17 protein-coding genes are annotated in these 15,604 nt (G+C 59.1%); 11 read left to right on the top strand and 6 right to left on the bottom strand.

The annotated features are described in order from the left end of the window. Positions 1 to 25: 25 nt before the first annotated feature. Complete coding sequence (locus INT12_RS02150; protein WP_017847321.1) at positions 26 to 343, top strand: hypothetical protein; 318 nt, start codon at positions 26 to 28, stop codon at positions 341 to 343. A gap of 6 nt (positions 344 to 349) precedes the next feature. Here INT12_RS02150 and INT12_RS02145 read toward each other — a convergent pair whose 3' ends face one another. After that, a complete protein-coding gene (locus INT12_RS02145) occupies positions 350 to 2,173 on the bottom strand; it encodes a hypothetical protein (protein WP_102616967.1) in 1,824 nt (607 codons plus the stop codon). A 163-nt stretch (positions 2,174 to 2,336) separates the two neighbouring features. Between INT12_RS02145 and INT12_RS02140 the strand changes: the two genes are divergently transcribed. Further along, on the top strand, positions 2,337 to 2,825 hold the full coding sequence (locus tag INT12_RS02140; protein ID WP_017847323.1) for a TIGR00645 family protein: 489 nt from the start codon (positions 2,337 to 2,339) through the stop codon (positions 2,823 to 2,825). 14 nt (positions 2,826 to 2,839) lie between these two features. On the opposite strand, the gene INT12_RS02135 is transcribed toward INT12_RS02140, so the two are convergent. The 4 genes from INT12_RS02135 to INT12_RS02120 all read right to left on the bottom strand — a co-directional run bounded on the left by INT12_RS02135 (position 2,840) and on the right by INT12_RS02120 (position 8,883). Then, the gene (locus INT12_RS02135; RefSeq protein WP_193040818.1) at positions 2,840 to 4,279 is read right to left on the bottom strand and encodes an ArnT family glycosyltransferase; all 1,440 of its coding nucleotides are present in this window, start codon (positions 4,277 to 4,279) and stop codon (positions 2,840 to 2,842) included. Positions 4,280 to 4,437: 158 nt separating this feature from the next. Then, on the bottom strand, positions 4,438 to 6,600 hold the full coding sequence (locus INT12_RS02130; RefSeq protein ID WP_193040819.1) for a methyl-accepting chemotaxis protein: 2,163 nt from the start codon (positions 6,598 to 6,600) through the stop codon (positions 4,438 to 4,440). Positions 6,601 to 6,731: 131 nt separating this feature from the next. Beyond that, entirely contained in the window at positions 6,732 to 7,874 is a 1,143-nt protein-coding gene (locus INT12_RS02125) for an HD-GYP domain-containing protein (RefSeq protein WP_226925948.1), read from the bottom strand. A 76-nt stretch (positions 7,875 to 7,950) separates the two neighbouring features. After that, entirely contained in the window at positions 7,951 to 8,883 is a 933-nt protein-coding gene (locus INT12_RS02120) for a chemotaxis protein CheV (protein WP_057005104.1), read from the bottom strand. A gap of 550 nt (positions 8,884 to 9,433) precedes the next feature. Here INT12_RS02120 and INT12_RS02115 point away from each other — a divergent pair. Both INT12_RS02115 and INT12_RS02110 read left to right on the top strand, forming a co-directional pair. Continuing rightward, positions 9,434 to 10,906 (top strand): hypothetical protein, encoded by a 1,473-nt coding sequence (locus INT12_RS02115; RefSeq protein WP_193040076.1) that lies wholly within the window; start codon positions 9,434 to 9,436, stop codon positions 10,904 to 10,906. Further along, on the top strand, positions 10,888 to 11,547 hold the full coding sequence (locus INT12_RS02110) for an ankyrin repeat domain-containing protein (RefSeq protein ID WP_226925947.1): 660 nt from the start codon (positions 10,888 to 10,890) through the stop codon (positions 11,545 to 11,547). Before INT12_RS02115 ends, INT12_RS02110 begins: the two co-directional genes overlap by 19 nt. Here the strand turns inward: INT12_RS02110 and INT12_RS02105 are convergent. Next, positions 11,513 to 12,388 (bottom strand): WYL domain-containing protein, encoded by an 876-nt coding sequence (locus INT12_RS02105; RefSeq protein WP_193040075.1) that lies wholly within the window; start codon positions 12,386 to 12,388, stop codon positions 11,513 to 11,515. The two genes, INT12_RS02110 and INT12_RS02105, sit on opposite strands and share 35 nt — an antisense overlap. Positions 12,389 to 12,507: 119 nt before the next feature. Between INT12_RS02105 and INT12_RS02100 the strand changes: the two genes are divergently transcribed. The 7 genes from INT12_RS02100 to mhpD all read left to right on the top strand — a co-directional run bounded on the left by INT12_RS02100 (position 12,508) and on the right by mhpD (position 15,593). Continuing rightward, positions 12,508 to 12,765, top strand: a complete 258-nt coding sequence (locus tag INT12_RS02100; protein ID WP_017847331.1) for a hypothetical protein — start codon at positions 12,508 to 12,510, stop codon at positions 12,763 to 12,765. A 32-nt stretch (positions 12,766 to 12,797) separates the two neighbouring features. Then, a complete protein-coding gene (locus INT12_RS02095) occupies positions 12,798 to 12,992 on the top strand; it encodes a hypothetical protein (protein WP_017847332.1) in 195 nt (64 codons plus the stop codon). Positions 12,993 to 13,106: 114 nt separating this feature from the next. Then, on the top strand, positions 13,107 to 13,376 hold the full coding sequence (locus tag INT12_RS02090) for a hypothetical protein (protein ID WP_193040074.1): 270 nt from the start codon (positions 13,107 to 13,109) through the stop codon (positions 13,374 to 13,376). A 22-nt stretch (positions 13,377 to 13,398) separates the two neighbouring features. After that, complete coding sequence (locus INT12_RS02085; protein ID WP_146013154.1) at positions 13,399 to 13,848, top strand: hypothetical protein; 450 nt, start codon at positions 13,399 to 13,401, stop codon at positions 13,846 to 13,848. Then, positions 13,845 to 14,108 (top strand): hypothetical protein, encoded by a 264-nt coding sequence (locus INT12_RS02080; RefSeq protein ID WP_193040073.1) that lies wholly within the window; start codon positions 13,845 to 13,847, stop codon positions 14,106 to 14,108. The genes INT12_RS02085 and INT12_RS02080 overlap by 4 nt, the downstream gene beginning before the upstream one ends. Further along, positions 14,092 to 14,496, top strand: coding sequence for a GTPase (locus tag INT12_RS02075; RefSeq protein ID WP_193040072.1), 405 nt, complete (start codon positions 14,092 to 14,094; stop codon positions 14,494 to 14,496). The genes INT12_RS02080 and INT12_RS02075 overlap by 17 nt, the downstream gene beginning before the upstream one ends. A gap of 302 nt (positions 14,497 to 14,798) precedes the next feature. Next, positions 14,799 to 15,593, top strand: coding sequence for a 2-keto-4-pentenoate hydratase (mhpD, locus tag INT12_RS02070; RefSeq protein ID WP_169883848.1), 795 nt, complete (start codon positions 14,799 to 14,801; stop codon positions 15,591 to 15,593). Positions 15,594 to 15,604: the final 11 nt, after the last annotated feature.

Here is a 15,604-nt window from a genome sequence, read left to right as displayed (position 1 = left end):
CGCCGATCTACCGAGGGTCGCCGCCATGCCGCGCAACCTTTGCCTGACCCGCCAGTGTCTGGGCCTGGGCACTCGCATCGAATGCTCCATTCGCCCTCTCGCGGGGGATAACGGGATGTGGACGTTGTTGTTTGCCGCTGGAATGACCGGTGAGCAGCCTTCGACCATCAAATCCCAGGGACCGTTTCCCGGGCCGTTCGTGGCCGAAACCTTCCTGCAATCGATCGTCGAAAACCTGACCCAGCAAGGCTACGAGCTGGCGCAGGAGCCGCAGATCTGGTGCCTGCATCTGCAGGCCCACCTGCGCCAGCTCAATAACGGGCAGGAATGCCTGGCCCTGTAGGCCCGGTTATTTGCTTTCGGGCTTGTCCAGCTTGACCTCGAAGCCGTATTGCACGGTGCTCAGGTTGGTACGCTGGTAGCTTTCCAACTGGGTCGGCTGGCCGTAGAAGTAGTGCACATCAAACAACGCCGTGCCGTATTCCTCGGCGTGGTGGCTGACCCCGAGGATTTCCTTGAGGTAGTTGCCGCTGGCGTCCTTGGCATAGAAGCGCCAGCTGTCGGACGGGAACTGCGCCTGGTCGACGATCAGCGCGTTGTCCTTGAGCGACAGGCCCTTGGGCAGCTTGGCCACGTCGATCGTGGCTTGGTCGATGCTGGTCAGGAACAGCGGAATCGAGCCCACCACAAACGCCGGGTTCTCCGGGAACAGGTTGAGGTCGTAGGTGAGCGTGCCGCGTGCAGGGTTCAGCTCGAAGGCTTCGCTCGGCAACTCGATGGGCTCGCCGCGCTCGCCTTTTTCATTGGCTGTGAAAAACGTCACCGGGGCTTCGTCGCTGTTGCGTTCGGTGCCCGCCAATTCGTCGTTGAAGGTGTAGGGGTGGTCAAACACGATATGCGCGGCGCTGGCATCTTCGACGGACTGGCTGATGGTCACGCTGTTTTTCAGCTGGTCCTCGGTCATCGTCGCGGTTTTCAGCCAACTGGCGGTGCTGTCGTCATACACCGTTACCGCCATCGGCAAGGCTTGCACGGTTTTCTGCAGGCTGTTTTTGTCGAAGCGCAATACGGGCAGGTCGAGGTCCTTGCGGGTCAGCGTGGCCTTGGAAAAGTCCAGCACGTCGACCTGCAGCGTGTCGATCAGGCCATTGAAGTAGACCTTGGCGTAATGGCTGCTTTGCTGGTGTTCGAAGGCTTTCTGCTCGTCCGTCAGTTGTTTCTCAAACGCGTCCGACCAGGCTTTCTGCTTTTGCATCTGCGCCAGTTGTTTCTCGTAGAACGCCACCTGCGCGGCATTTTCGTTGATCGAGCCCGAGCGCGTGAGGAACTGCCCGGTACTGTCGCGGGCCTGCACCAGCAACGGGTCCGGTGATTCGTCGCCGACCTCCGCCGCCAGCGGTTCGTGGTTGGTCAGTTCGATCTCGGCGTAGTTTTTTTCCAGGCTCAGCAGGTTGAGGGTGATATTGCCCTCGGTGCGTGGGTGGCCGAGGTCTTTTTTCGACAGGTCGAACGTCAGCACCTTGCCCGGCGCGACCACCTCGACCGTACCTTTGAGGCTGACGGGCTGCGGCTGGCTCTTGTTGTCGGTCTCGATGCCGTCGATGAACGGGTAGGTCACTGTCAGGTCATCGGGGTTGGTCAGGTTGGAACTGCTGGGGCTCAACTGGATGCCGGGATCGGTTTCCGACCATTCCGGCTGGAAGGGGATGACTTTGCTGTTGCTCAAGGTCACCGACTGCCATTCCAGGCCATGGGGGAACGGGAACTGGTCGGGCGTATTGAAGTTGAACGGGAACACCGGCTGCAGATCGGTCAGGTAGTCGGAGTGGGAGGTCTTGCGCAGCACGAACAGGCCGTTGATGTAGGTGTCGACCAGGGCCTGGGGCGTGGGGTAGTGCTTGAGCAGGGCCAGGCTGTCTTCGCCGTATTCGGCTTCGATGGGCTTGCTGGCGAGCTTGACCCGCGCCCGTTCCAGCAACAACAGCGAACCGCCGAGGTCGGTGATGGCGTCGCGCAGTTTGGGGTCCTGGATACTGTCGAGCGACTGTTCGAACTGCTTGGTTTTCTCTTCAAGGGTGGTCTGCTTTTGCTCGTCGCTGGGAGAACAGCCACCGGCCAGCAGCAATGCCGCACACAGGCCGATGCTGGCCCAAGGGGAACGCACATCCATCATCTTGAGTTTTCCTGTCCGACGTCTTTGAGCCGAGTTGATGGCCTCGACACTAGCAGAAAAACGCTCTTACAGATGCCACTCAGGTCAGTTTTCTCGCGGTCACAAGTGTTGGGTAGCGGCTGGTATACTCACCGTCATTTCTAACCACGCTGTGTGAGATTCAATGGAACGCTTTATCGAAAATACGATGTACGCCTCGCGCTGGTTGCTGGCGCCGATCTACCTGGGGTTGTCCCTGGGCTTGTTGATCCTGGCATTGAAATTCTTCCAGGAAATCATTCACGTCGTTCCCAATATCTTCAGCATGCTCGAATCGGAAGTGATTCTGCTGCTGTTGTCGTTGATCGACATGGCACTGGTCGGCGGCCTGCTGGTGATGGTGATGATCTCCGGCTACGAGAACTTCGTCTCACAGCTGGACATCGATGAAAACAAGGAAAAGCTCAACTGGCTGGGCACCATGGACTCTTCCTCGCTGAAGATGAAAGTGGCCGCCTCCATCGTGGCGATTTCCTCCATCCACCTGCTGCGCATCTTCATGGATGCCAAGAACGTCGATCCGCAGCATTTGATGTGGTACGTGATCATCCACATGACCTTTGTGGTCTCGGCGTTCGCCATGGGTTACCTGGACAAGCTCACCAAGCACTGATCCCCGCGCCGGCCTTACTGCCCGATGAAGTAGTAAGGCTGGCGATTGATTGCCATCTCCTTGATCACCGTGACCTTGCCGGTCAGTTGCTCCGTGTTATCCAGCAGCGCGACGTTGCCGGGGGCGGCGTCCAGGTAACTGTGCAGTTCGGGTTCGGTTTGCAGAATCGGCAAGTAGGCCTGCAGATAGAACACGCTGGCGCCGTCGATGCGCTCGTTGGGCCGGAACAACGCGACCTTTTTACCTTCGGCCTGTAGCGCCTGGATCTGGCTCATCACGGGCACGAAGGACTGTTTTTTGTCGGCTTTTGGCGCGAACCAGAAAGCAGCGCTCAGGTAGCAGGCGATGAGCACGGTGAACACGCCGCCAATCACGATTTTACGCCGCTTATACAGCGCCGGTTTGTGATCTTTCAGCCAGTGCAGCAGCACCTGCGCATATTCCGCAGCCAGTACGGCGGCGGCTGGCGTCAGCGCCATCAGGTATACGGTGCGCTTGCTGGAGGCCAGGGTCAGCAGGGTGAATTGCGCCACCAGCCAGACGCAGAAAAACAGACGGTAGCGGTTGCGCACCAGGCTTTTACGGAAGTGCCACAACCCCAGGTACACCAGGATATTCCACGGCAAAAAGGCTTCGGGCAGTTTGGCGATGTAGTAGTAGAAGGGTTCGTAGTGCCCGGCTTCGACAAACGAGCCGCTGAACCGCCCGACGCTGTTGGTCCACAGCACTTCGCCCACCGCCTGCAGCCCGCCGCGTTGGAACAGAAACCCCAGCCAGATCAGCAGTGGCACCAAGGCCAGCAGGGTAAACAGTGCCGGCCGCAGCCAGTCGCCGATGCGCAGGCGTTTGTCCATCCAACTGGTGCAGGCCAGGTACACAAAGATCACGATGCCCGGCATCGCCAGGCCCAGCACGCCTTTGCTCAGGGTGGCGATCACCATCCCTGCCGTGAACAGGGCCCACGCCCAGGCGGTTGAGCCCTGGCGCTCGGCCGCCGGCCGCATGGCCTGGTAGAACGCCAGCAGCGCGGTGGTCACACCCAGGCTGAGCAATGCATCTTCACCGACGCCGCGCACATTGCTCCAGTAACTGGCCATGGTCGCCAGGATCAGCGCCGCGCAGAACGCCAGTGTCTTTGGCCGCCCGAACGTGCGCAGCATCCCGTAAAGCAGCATCACGCTGAACAACCCGGCGAACGCCGAGGCCAGGCGCACGGCCCCGGGCGAGCCGCCAAACAGGCGGATCGCGCCGGCGTCGAGCCACAGGCTCAGGGGCGGTTTTTCCAGGAACGGCTCACGGAACAGCCGTGGCACCACCCAGTCGTTGTCCAGGTGCATGGCCATGGCGATCCCGCCGACGCGGGCTTCGGTGGAGCCTTGCAGTTCATGGTTACCAAGGGCGAAGAAGAACAACAGGCCAGCAAGCAGGAGCAGCAGAGGAACGGGACGCGTCATGGGGGCTGGTTACCGGGGCAGGGGGCCGTTCGAGGGAACGGCTCGCAATCGGTGAGTATAGGGGGGCGATTCTTAATATTTCATGAATGGGTACGAGGTTTGTGCAGCGGGACCGGGGCGGTGATTTATTTCCGCCCCGGCTTCATTGCGGATGGGGGTTATGTCGCTTTGACTTTAAACCGGCTCAACCCTTGTTGCATGGAGCTGGCCCGTTCCGACAGGTCGCGGGCAGCCACCGCGCATTGTTGGGAGTTGGCCTGATTCTGCTGGGTGACTTCGTCGATCTGCTCCAGGCCGATACTGGCTTGCTGCAAGCCGGACGCCTGTTCACTCGAGGCTTGGTAGATCAACGACACCAGGCTGGAAACGGTGCTGGTGCCGGTGACGATGTTTCGCAACGAGTCGGCCGTGCGACCGGCGATGACCATGCCGCGCTGTGTCTTGGTCGACGAGTCGGCGATCAGCGCCGCGGTTTGCTGGGCCGCTTCGGCACTGCGGGCGGCGAGGCTCCTGACTTCATCGGCGACGACGGCAAAACCACGGCCCAATTCGCCGGCACGTGCCGCCTCGATCGCCGCGTTCAAGGCCAGCAGGTTGGTCTGGGCGGCGATGTTGTCGATGGTGGTGATGATCGCGGTGATGTCTTTGCCCGAGTTATCGATTTCGGTCATGGCGGCGATCAGTTCGCTCATCAGCTTGTCACTTTCCCCGGCGTCGGCGCGTGAGGCCTGGGATTGTTCGTCGGCCTTTTTCGCGTTGGCGGCGTTGTCGGTGGTCTGCGCGGCCATTTGCGTCATGACGGCACTGATCTCAGTGATGGACGACGCCGAGTTGGACGCACCATCGGACAACGACTGGCTCAACTCGGTGACCTGTGCGGAGCTGCCGGTGATTTGCGTGGCGCTGGCCTGCACCTGGGAAATCAAGGTGTTCAAGTTGCCGACCATTTTTTCCAGGGACTTGCCCAACGTGTCGTTGGGGGAAGACAAACGCACTTCCAGGTCCAGATCGCCTTCGGAGATACGTTCAGCCACACGGACCTGACGCTGCAGGCTTTCGGACATCTCGTTCAAGGCCAAGGACAACTGGCCGACTTCATCGTCGGATTTTTGCACCAGGCGACGCGAGAAATCCCCCAGGCTGATAGTGGCAGCCAAGGCGGCGGCTTCACGAATCGGCCCGACGATTTTTGCGGTGGCGAACCACAGCGCCAGCAATGCCAGTACCGAGATACCCAGGCCGACCGAGACCTGCCAGATACTGCTGCTGACGCCACGGGATTGCAGTTCCTTCTCCAGGGCAATCGCCTGGCTCATGACCACCGCCTTGGGCAGGTGGATCAAGATGGCCCAGGGTTTTTCGGTGCGGCCCAGGATGATCGGCATCTGTACTTCGATTTCCTGGGAGTCCTGGTTGAGGCGACTGTCGCCCTGGCCTTTTTGCACATTGGCCAGCACCTTATCCCAGGTGTCGGGTAGCAATGCCTTCAATGACTGGCCGATCAGTTCCGGCCGTTTACTGTCTGCGACCACCAAGCCCTGGTTGCTCAGGATCGACACCGAACCTTTGCCGCCGTAGAGGTCGGCGGACATTTGCTCGCTGAGTTTCTGGATAAACGAGATGTCGAAGTCTGCGCCGACCACGCCGTAAAACTTGCCATTGGCGGTGATCGGTACCGAGAGCGTGGTCAGCCACACATTTTTGCCTTGCACCACGTAGGGAAGGGGGTCGAGCACGCTTTCTTTCAGGGTGTCCCGGGGGCCGCTGTACCAGCCGCCCTTGAGCACGCCATTGGGGTGGCGTGCATCGGAGTCGTATTCGACCAGCGGTTGCACGGCGATATGGCCGTCCGAGCCGCGTGTCCAATAAGGCGTGAAGCGGCCGGTCAAGGGGTTGTTGCTGCCTTCGTTGTTACGAAACGCTTGGTCCTGGCCGTCCACCGCATCCGGCTCCCAGCACGAATACGTGCCGTTGAAGTCGGGGTTGTCCTTGAGCACGCTGAGCAACATTGTATTGATTTGATCGCGGCCCAGTGCCAGCGGGCTTTGCGCACTTTTACTCGCGCCCAGCGTATTGGCCAGCGTGCGTGCCGAGTCCAAGGCATTTTGCAGTTTCGCCCTGATCGCATTGGCACGGGACTCCGCCAGGTTTTGTACTTCGCGGATGGTGCCGCTTTCGATCAATGTTGAAACTTCGGTGCCCACGTAGGCTTGATTGGCGGTTGAGGAGTACAACCCATATAACACCAGGCTCGCGCAAGAGATTAACAGGCAGAGTCCGGCGGTGAAGCAAATCCGAGTCTGTAATGAGTTGAATTTCATGGTATTTCCTGCCCACGCTAGTAGTTGCCGACATAATTGGATGGCGGCATTTCAGTTTTTTTTGTTCGCAAGGCTTACTGCTTGATCATGGGCTGCTTGAGCATATAAATGCAGTACAGCTGGGGCGTCGCTTAGTTCTGCTCGGACGCCTCATCGTCGAGCCAGAGACGTTCGGTGTTTTTAAAGCCATAACGCTGTGACGGCACGCGCGCAATGATGCGATCGGTTTGTTCGGGATCACTCAGGTCGATTATTTTGGGGGTGATATAAATATTCAACACCGGCACGAAGAACAACTTAATCTTTGGCGTCAATAAAGAGTCGGGGTGTTGTTCGATCACCACGCCGATACTGCCACTTTTCAACTGAACGATAGACCCCACCGGATAAATACCCACGGACTTCAAAAACGCGCGGAACACCTCATCGTCGAAATGCCCGTCCCATGTCGACATTTGCTGGATGGCGACCGCGGGGTCCCAGCCTTGGTTGTAGGAACGATCCGAGGTGATTGCATCGTAGACATCGCAAACGGCGGCCATTCGCGCAAAAAGACTGATCTGGTCGCCGACCAACTGATGGGGGTAGCCGCTGCCGTCCACCCGCTCATGATGATGCAGGCAGACATCCACGACCATGTCGCACATCTGCGAAGTCGCCAGCAGGGTTTTCTCACCTTCCAGCGGGTGCGTGCGTATCAGTTGTAATTCGTCACCGCTCAAGCGCCCGGGCTTGTTGAGGATCGCGCCCGGTATGGCCATTTTGCCGATGTCATGCAGCAGGCCGGCCATCCCGACCCGGCGAATCAACACGGCAGGCAGGTTCAACTGGTTGCCCAGGGCAATCATCAATGCACACACGGCGACCGAATGCATGTAGGTGTAATCGTCGAGGCTTTTCAGGCGTGCCAGGCTGATGAAGGCATTGGGATGGCGGGCGATCGACGCGGAAATGTCGTCGACCAGTGCGCTGATATTCTCCAACTCCAGGGCGCGGCCCATGCGGACATGGCTGAACATCTCGACCACGGCGGTCTTGGCGCGGGCACAGATTTCCTGGGCGGCAACGAGCTCGTCGTTCATGCAGGTGGGAGTGATCGTCGCCGCTGCGGGCGCAGGGGACGGCTCTGCTGACTGGGGTGTCTCGGGTAGTTGCGCGCCGCAGCCCATGGCGCATTGGATATCCGCCTGCGCGTCGCGTGCGCGGCCTTGCCAGAAGGGCCTGGCCTCGCCGCTGTCTGGCGCCAGATGATAGAGCTCATTACATTTCAACATGATTTGCCCTCTGTTGATTTTGTTCTTATTCGTTTCCTTACAGCCTCCTTGGCTTGAGTGTTGTTGTCGTAGAGCGTCAGTTCGTGTTGACGGCTTTGATACGTGAGACGACGCGGCCGGCCAGGTCATCGGGGCGGAACTTGGCCAGGAAGTCGTCGGCCCCGACTTTCTTGACCATGGCCTGGTTGAAGCCCCCCGAGAGCGAGGTGTGCAGCACAATGTGCAGGTTGGCCATGCGCGGGTCGTTGCGGATCTCGGCGGTCAAGGTGTAGCCGTCCATCTCCGGCATCTCGATGTCGGAGATCATCATCAGAAACTCCTCATCCGGCTTGCGCCCTTCGTCGAGCATGGCGCGCAGGTAGTCCAGCGCTTGTCGGCCATCGTTCAAGGCCACTACCTCGACGCCCACGGTTTCCAGGCAGCGGGTCACCTGTTTGCGCGCGACCATCGAGTCGTCCACGGTCAACACCCGCAGGTGTCGCGCCTGCTGGGTGACTTCGTGATCGATTACGCCGCTGGATATTTCCTCGGACGATGGCGATATTTCTGTCAGCACCTTTTCAACATCGATGATCTCGACCAGGCGGTCGTCCGTGCGGGTGACGGCCGTCAGGTAATTGTTCTCACCACTGCCCTTGGGCGGCGGATGGATGTCTTCCCAGTTCAGATTGACGATGTGTTCGACGGCGTAGACGAGGAAACCCTGAACGCGATTGTTGTACTCCGTAAGTATTATAAAAGCGCTTTCCTGATCCTCGACTCCGGGCAGTCCCGTTGCCATGGCGAGGTCAAGAATAGGGATGCAGACACCCCGGATATTGGCCACGCCACAAATATTGTTATTGGACTTTGGTATCGATGATAACTTCGGGCAGCGGATAACTTCACGAACTTTGAATACGTTGATCCCGTACAGTTGGTGATTGTTGAAGCGGAACAGCAACAGTTCGAGCCTGTTCTGCCCGACCAGTTGTGTGCGGCTGTTAACGGAGGCCAGTACACCGGTCATACACACTCCTTAAACCTGGTTGAACAGCGCTGATGTCGTAATGACATTAGCATATGTAGGGGGATGTAAAATATATGTGAAAATAAAAGAATGCCAGGGTTTGTCGTTAAAACGATATGAAGTCAGGTGAATGTCTTTTCGCACAGTTGTTTTAAATGCTTAGTTGGCTAACTTATTGTTTGTTATTGTTGAGAATGATTTAGATCGAAGGTTTTAGATGATCTGCAACATTCGATAATTCATATAGCCCAAGTCGGAGTCGAGGCATGACCGCCGCTGATGATCCTTGCGGGTGCCGGGCACATCGATCTCGCGCATGCGTTGCAAAGGCACGTCGCTGCATAAGTCGATGGGCCGCGTGTAAACAGAAGCGGGGTGTCTGAACCGTTCATATGTCTGTTTCGGCCGAACCCTGGCGATGGTCGAGAAGCGTCTAGCCCGGGCCTGAGAACCTGCTCCATTTGTTTACCTGTACGGACAAACATCGTGGACGGGGTCGCTGATTTTGCTTAGGGTGTGGCCATTCGATATTACTGGCAAGGTGGTCTGCATGCAGCGCGAACAGTTCCTGGCGCAACCTGAAATTGAGTCCTTCATCGCATGGCTTGCAGCGAACTTGCCGACGCTGACCTTCAAGCTGCGCTTCAAGTCGAGCAAATTTGTGCCTGGCGGTTTGACGACTGATGTCCAGGGCATCGAGCAGGTGCTGGGGCACTATCGCTGGAAGGCAAGCTGGCAGGATGCTCACCAATGCTCGGTGGATTCACGCACCTGGGCTGAAACCCAACGCTCTCTCGGGCAACTTCGCGAATGGCTGACGAGTGCGGTCAATCAGGGGAATGACCAGCAAGCGCTTCAGGCCTGCCTGCAGATTCTTCGTTGGGGCGGTGTGCGGGGCGCCATTCCGTTTTTGCACCGGCTGGCCGCAAACGGCAAGCTGTCGAGCTATCTGCAAAAGATGGCCGGGCTGATGTCGCTCGATGGCAAAAATGACCTGGATGATCTCGATGCGATCAGCGTCGAGCGTTTCGATGCGGGCCTGACCAAGATTCATGCGTTGTTTGATTCGTCGGGCTCCCCCATCTATGACAGCCGCGTCGGCGCAGCGATAGGCATGCTGTATTCACTGTTTCGCCAGCAATGGACCGGGAGCGGCAAACCCTTGCTGGCTTTCCCGTCCGGAGCCGCTCGTGGCAGCCAGATCCGCAACCCCGGAGCATTTTTGAACGGCCTGGCCGCGCCTCAGTTCTCTTCGATCAGCTATGAGACATGGGCCCGCTGGCAAGTGCGGTTGGGCTGGATTATCCGCGCCGTGCTCGAGCGCACCGGCTGGTTCGCCGAGCAAGGCGCGCTGCCTGCGCGGTGCCATGCGTTCGAGGCCAGCCTGTTTGTGCTTGGCTATGACCTGCGGTGCTTTGGGTGGACGCCTAAGTCAGCCGTGCCTGTGGTTGACCTGCCGGAACCCGAAGAACGTGACAGCACGGGCTGGGTGCCGACGGGGAACCCTTTCAGTCAGGTCATCAACGACTATCTGCTGTTCCGTCGCCAGGGTGGAAAAAGCGATAAAGCCTCGTTCGTTGACTGGTTGTCGACTCATCCGCACCACGCGCGTCCGATCTCGCGGGCTACCGCTCAGGACTACTGTTTTGCGTTTTCGATGCAGGAGTTCGACCTCTTCGACCGCTCACTCGAAGCGCTGGAGCGGATTGTCGCCGGTGGCGAGGACGGCTTGCGTGCCGTCTTGGCGAGCGAGGCGCTGGAGCCTTTCACCTTGGGCGATGAGCGCGTCAGCGTGTGTCTGGTAGACGTCATGATCACGGGGCGGGCGTATCAGCGAGAGTCGACCGGTGACGCGCGCGTCGAGTCGATCTTGAGCGCCGGGTACGCCGGCACGAAAAACAGCGCAAACACACTGATGGCCCTGGGGCGCAACGTGGGCAAGCACTTCGGTCTGCTGGACGACAAGCATTTGCCTACGCCGCTCTTCGAGCGTTTCTTCGGCGCATGTTCGCTCGAGGCGTGACGCTCACGACGTTGTGTGCGGGGCGGCCGATCACTCTGTTTGAGCGCATCGATGATCGCGCCGAGCTTGGCCTCAGCGACTGGCACCTCTGTGTGCTGTTCGATGAGGCGCCGCCTCTCGATCCGTCCGGCTTGAATCAGCGTGACCTGGCGGGCGACACGCCACTGGACATGGCTTACCGGCTGAACCGCAGCGGCCTGATCGACACGCTGGAGTCACTCGGCGCCCAGGGCAACCCGCAGATTCGCGGCTGGGCCGGCCTGGGCAGCTTCATGCCCCACGACAAGTACATCCACCTGCCTGCGCGATACGGCAATGTCAAAACCCTGCAAGCCCGCTACCGCCTGGGTGCCAGCCTCAATGACCGCGATGGGCTGGGGAACACGCCACTGCATTGGCTGCTGCTCAATGGCCACTTGAAGGCCGCGCAGTACTTCATCGACCGCGCCATGACGTTCGGTCTTGATCTGGGCGCGAAGAATCACCAGGGCAATACGCTGCGCAATATTGCTCAGCTCAACGGCCAGCATGAACTGGCACAGCGCTTACTCGCGGCCGAGATCGACAATTGCCTGCGTGCGCTGCGCCTCTGGCAGGACATGCGCCTCAATCATGCATCAACCACGGTCTCAACTCTTTGAGATTGGTGACCACGATCTGCTGGGCCTCGGGGTTGGTCGCCTGGTTGCGCGGGTCGACCTGATAGCGGCGCAAGACGTACTTCACCAGTGCCTTGCGACTGGACACCACCAGTTGCCCGTCGGTCATGCCGAAGTCGGTTTCGATGATGGCCTGCTGCGCCGCGTTCAAGCGGCCATCGGGGGCGAAGATGATCGGCACTTCGGTATTCCAGTCTTCGTCCAGTTCCCGTGTGTTCTGCGACGCGTCGAGCAGGTCCGGCTCACCGCGCAGGCGGCTCAGCACAAAGTCGCGGTACTGCCGATTCTTCTCGCAGTAAGCGCGCACATGCCAGCGCATCCCGGTGTACACCAGGGTGTGGGGGGCAATCAGGCGGATTTCCACGTTCGGGGTATTGAGCGATACGTACTCGGTCTCCAGGCGCAGACCGTCGCGGCATGCCGCGAGCAAGGGGCGCAGGATCTCTGGCCGGATCGGCCGGTCCGGCACTTCGAGCACCTTGGTATGGGCATAAGCCAGGGCCAGGCCTTCGATGTGCGGCGCCCGTTCATTGTTCTGGTAAAGCAGGTGCAGGTAGGCACTGGCGCTGTCATCGATGAACAGCGGCTTGAAGTGTTTGCTCGGTACATAGCCCTTGCGTTGCTTGTCATATGTCAAGTTTCGGGGCGCATGTTCATTGATGTAGGTATTGATGTCCTTGGAGGCTTGCTGGCGGCTGATGCCGAAGCTCTGGATCAAGTGCCCCGTGGTCAGGCGGCCTTCCCACCAGGCGACGGTCTCGATCAAACGATAGCGAAGTGCCAGGTCCCAGCGCACGTGTTCGATGGATTGCTTGCGTTTCATACCTGCTCCATGTGCGTGAATACTTTACCTGTATAAGTCTACATTCTAGACCTGTCGTAAATCACTACATATCGTGTCGCTGTCTTCGGAATATCTCGAAGGGATGGAAGGATGTGAACATGAGTATGTCGGAAGTGGTTTCGACGGGGGCATTGGCAGTGATGGGGATCATCCTGCTGGTGCTGGTCCAGCATTGTTTGAAGTTGAGCGAGCTTTGGAAAATGCTTGCCCATTATCAAAAAGATCTGCGTTTGGCGCAGATCTGGAAAGTGGAAAACCGCGAGCTGCGGTCGGCGTTGCGCGCCGAGCGAGAACACGTCGCGCAGTTGCAGCGCAAGCTGGAATTGCTGCAAGCGCTGCTCCCGGTCACAGAATAATCCGCAGTATCGCCATCCAGGAGAACCCATTTATGCCGATAAAACCCAGACCCTTCACCTTTGTGTGTGAAGACTGCAAGTGGAAGAAAACCATTGCGCCGCGCAGTGACGCGCTGATGCCTGGCGACTGGTTCGCGAGCTGTCCGAAGTGCGGTAGCACAGCCTTGAAAATGCGCGCGGCCGGGTGGCTGGAGGCGGCGGTGGCGGAGTTTGTGGCGCGGCGGTAGGCGTCGACAACGTGGGCTGTGGTCGATCATGTCAATATGGCATTATTTGTGGCTGTCTTGATAAATGGACCGCAGCCACATCAATCGCTGTCGTTGGATCATGGAGGGTGAAGGATGGGCCTGATAGTGGGCGTTGTGGGTTTTTTGGTGGTGCTTGCGGTGCTCGCCGGCCTGATTGAACGGGGCGCCGCTTCGCGGATGTTGCGTCCCTATATCGGCTTGTTGCTGATCTCCGGCGTGATTGCCGGTATGGGGTTGTTACTGGGTTTTTTGTCCAGCGATGTGCAGGGAATTTTTTTCATGGCCGCCAAAGTGCTGGCGGTATTGGTCGGTGTGGCGCTGTGCGCGCACTTGATCATCGTCATCGCTAAGCGATGGCTGTAGCAGCAGGGATATCGAGAACTCGATGAGCAGGCGATTTACGTTCAGCAGCCTACGAAATGACAGCGATGGATCGAATGAAGCGAATATCTTCATTCACGGTTATAGCGCCGGCCATAATGTCGAAGACCGGCAAACCTTGTTGGCGAGCATTCCTGAATCCATTCGGAACCACACGAACATTTTCGCTTTCTGGCCGTCCAGCCATTTTTCCCGTTTCAATCGCACGTCAAAAACACTGCTTCACGCTTCAAGCCGGGTGTCTTTGCCGGTCGGCGCGGCCGTGGCGGCTGTCGATCGGGGCTCGCATTCTTGGAAAATACGCTCGCGAGCCGAGGAGATGGGCGAGTCGCTACTCGATCAACTGAACGAATACCTGCGTGATCACCACCTTGGCATCGACACGGTCAACCTGATCGGTCATTCACTCGGCGGGCGTCTGGTTATCAGTAGCTTGAAAGATTTTGCCCCATGACGCTCGACCTCAAAACGCCCAGCGATATTTACCAGCGCGTCAATGACGAGCTGGCGCGTATCACTCAGTCGCTGAACACCCCGTCGACCGATCCGGCATTGAATCTGGCGCAACAAGATGCGCGAGAACTGCTGCGCGAACAGCAAACCGCCTTGGCGGCACAGCTCGAGGCGCTTCAAGCAAACGCCGAGTGGAACACTTTCACGATCGCAGTTGCTACTCGCCGAGCAGCGGTTGCCAGGGGTGGCTACAGCCCGTGACAGCGCTATCGAAGCGTTGCGTATCCAACACGGCGAAGCGAAGCAAGGCAAACACGCGCTGATACAACAGCGCGCACAACTCGCGCAGGACTGCGAAAGCACACTGGCCCACCTGCAGACCTTGGGTGACGGTGAAATCATCGGCGACGGTCGTGCCGATTTCACCCGCCAAACCCAGCGCTACGATCTGGAGCTGAACGACCAACCCTTCGCCTTGCTGGATGTGCCTGGCATCGAGGGTAACGAAGGGCTGGTGGTCAGCCAGATCGAGAAAGCCGTGCAAACCGCCCACGCCGTGCTGTATGTCACCAACCAGGCGGCGCCGCCACAAACCGGTGACGCGCAGCGCAAACGAACGCCAGCAGCGCTTCCAGGCGTGGCGTGTTGAGGCACAAACCATCGAGGCGCAGTTCAAGGCGCTGAATTGAAGGCCATGAGGCATTGAAAGGGGGGCTCAAGGCTCGGTAGTTTCGTCGCTGCCGAGCCGGCGTCCATCCCATTGTTTCGGATGATCAAGCGTCGCCCCCCCTCGGCGATGGCAACGACGCTGCCGGTAGAGACGTCATTCCCCCCCTCCCCACAAACATCCAATCAAAATTTCAGCGCTGGCGGGATAGCGGCGTAACTCCCGGGAGCGCTGACCCGCTGGCGTGTTTCTAACATCACCCGACAACTGAGCGCGAGGTGAATATGAGCGTGACCCAACAAACCCTTGAGCAACTGGCGGGTGCCTTGCGCGCGGCCGAACGCACGGGTGAGGCGATTGCCCCGTTGCGTGAGCGGATCGGTGAAGACGCGGGAGAGGCGGCTTACGCCATTCAACGTCTGAACGTCGCCCATGCAGTGGCCGCAGGTCGGCGAGTCGTGGGGCGCAAGATCGGCCTGACCAACCCCAAGGTGCAGGTTCAGCTTGGGGTCAATCAGCCGGACTTCGGCACCTTGTTTGCCGACATGTGCTATGGCGACAACGAAACCGTATCGCTTGGCGCGGTGCTGCAGCCGAAGATCGAGGCGGAAATTGCGTTGATCCTGGACAAGGCGCTGCCACGCAGCGATACCACGTTTGCCGATGTACTCGATGCCACCGCCTGGGTATTGCCCGCGTTGGAGATCGTGGGTTCCAGGGTGCAGGACTGGAACATTCGCTTCGTCGACACCGTTGCTGACAACGCCTCCAGCGGATGCTTCGTATTAGGCGGCCCAGCCGTGCGCCTGGCAGGCGTCGATCTGCGCACGTCGGTCATGCACATGAGCTGTAACGGCGAACCGGTATCCAGTGGCAGCGGGGCCGAATGCCTGGGGCATCCGCTCAATGCCGCCGTGTGGCTGGCCCGCACCCTGGCGAGTCTGGGCGAGCCATTGCAAGCCGGCGACATCATCCTCACTGGCGCTCTCGGGCCGATGGTCGGGGTCCGCGCGGGTGATCGTTTCGAGGCCGTGATCGAAGGTATTGGTCAGGTCGCCGTCAATTTTTCGGCCGAGTGATCGGCAGGCTC

Source organism: Pseudomonas sp. K8, assembly GCF_014889455.1.
Taxonomy (GTDB): domain Bacteria; phylum Pseudomonadota; class Gammaproteobacteria; order Pseudomonadales; family Pseudomonadaceae; genus Aquipseudomonas; species Aquipseudomonas veronii.
The sequence above is the reverse complement of the archived record's forward strand: the minus strand, read 5'-3'. Positions and strand labels throughout refer to the sequence as shown.